Origin of the sequence: Arsukibacterium sp. (assembly GCF_033722355.1) — a bacterium.
Taxonomy (GTDB): Bacteria; Pseudomonadota; Gammaproteobacteria; order Enterobacterales; family Alteromonadaceae; genus Alishewanella.
Genome location: NZ_JAWVZF010000266.1, coordinates 1 through 2071 on the forward strand (window position 1 = coordinate 1; position 2071 = coordinate 2071).

At 51.1% G+C, this 2071-nt stretch carries 1 protein-coding gene; it reads left to right on the top strand.

Features of this window, described 5'->3' with window-relative positions:
• Positions 1-1954: amino acid permease (locus R3177_RS14650; protein WP_318971747.1), on the top strand; the 1954-nt coding region annotated here is incomplete at its 5' end.
• Between the last annotated feature and the right edge of the window lie 117 nt (positions 1955-2071).

The window sequence follows — 2071 nt, forward strand, 5'->3', positions numbered from 1 at the left end:
GACTTTATTTTTGTCGATTTCCATCTCCGTTGCATTCTATGTAATGGGGCTGGTTGAAGTTTTGGCCAACCTGGTTGTGCTACCCGACTGGCTGAGCGCCCGTGTGCTGGCGTCGGTTATTACTCTGGTGCTGTTTTTATTTGCCTGGCTCGGTGCTGACTGGACCACCAAATTGCAGTTTGTCACTATGACCCTGGTGGGTTGTGGCCTGCTGTCGTTTTTTATTGGCGGAGGTCTAACATTCAGTCAGCAGACTCTGGCTGAAAACTGGACGGTTAACGCCGGTGCAGAGCAGTTCTGGCTGGCCTTTGCCCTGTTTTTTCCTGCCATTACCGGTTTTACCCAGGGCTTGAATATGTCCGGCGATTTAAAAGCCCCGCATCGCGCTATTCCCATCGGCACCTTTGCGGCTATTGGTATATCAGCTTTGCTTTACCTGCTGGTCGCGCTGGTTTTAGCAGGCACCGCCAGTAGTACTCAACTTAGTGGCAACTATTACATTATGGCTGATGTCGCGCTCTGGCCGGTGCTGGTAGCAGGCGCTGTCATTGCCGCAACACTGTCCTCCGGCATGGCTTCCATGCTGGGTGCCCCCCGGGTACTGCAGGCGATGGGTGGCGACAAACTTATTCCGTTTCTTACTCCCTTTGCCAAGGGCGAAGGGCATGACAATAACCCCCGACGCGCTGTGCTTGCTTCAACTGGTATTGCCCTGCTGTGTGTCATCATCGGCGAGCTGAACCTGCTGGCACCGGTTATCAGTATGTTTTTTCTGGCCGCTTATGGCCTGCTTAATTACGCGACCTTTTTCGCGCTGCAATCAGAGAGCCCGTTTTTCCGGCCCCGTTTTAAATGGTCGCATAAAACCGTCAGCCTGCTTGGCGGCATAGGCTGTGTCGCGGCCATGCTAGCCATTAATTTTATTGCGGCCGTTATTGCTGTCGCGGTATTGTTCGCTCTGCATCAGTATCTGGCCCGCAGTCATCAGGATCGTAAGTTTACCGACCAGCAACGCGGCGTATTATTTAAACGGGTGCGCGACTTGCTGTTTCAGTTAAACGACGTTCATCCCCATGCGGCAGACTGGCGCCCGCATATCCTGGTTTTTTCCCGACACACAAAATATCAGGCGCAGTTACTGAAGTTCTCAGCCATCCTAGAAGGTCAGAGCGGCATGACAACCCTGACCCGGATTATTGATCCTGATAATAGTGCTGAGCCGCTCAGAGATGAAGTGATTGAGCAATATGTTAAGGCAATTGATAGCGCTGAGGTCAAAGCCTTTACCCTGGTAACCCAGGCCGCTGATTTTCAAAGCGGTTTGCGTCACATTCTGCACGCGTATGGCATTGGTCCGATCCGTCCCAATACTGCCGTAATTCACTGGACACTTAGCAAAGCAGATGCAGATAGTGAGAACCGGCCTGAAGATTATGCCGCAAATTTCCGCGAGACAATCAAAGCTGGCATGAATCTGGTGGCTCTGGCCTGTGATAAAAAACAGCTGTTTGAACTGAAGCCGCTTTCCAGAGACAGACAAATTGATATCTGGTGGCGGGGCGGTCCAACTGCCCGGCTGATGCTGATGTTTGCTTACCTTTGCAGCCGCTCCACCGGCTGGCAGAATACTAAGCTACGTGTGCTTACTGAAGCGGAAAAATATTCTACCGAGCAAGTGCAGCAAAGTTTCAGCTCCTATCTGGAAAACGTAAGGATTGAGGCAGAGATAGAAGCGCTGGATAAGGTCGATCTTGACATTATCGAACGCTACTCAGCTAAGTCAGATCTGGTGTTTTTTCCGATTGAAGTCAGAGAAAATGACGTCGTCGACAGTTTTGCTATAGGGCTGCAACAGCTGACTGAAACCATGAATAATCTGGTGCTGGTACAGGCCTGTCAGGCAATGCAATTGGACCCTGATCCGGATAAAGCCCATGGCGCCAAACCTGATTAATGCCAATGTTGTCTGAACAGGCGCACACCTACTTTACCGGACAAATGCACGACTAAAACCGTGGCAAAACACTGTTTTTCCCGAAAAAGCCGAATAGGGCCGCAGATAGCCGGCATA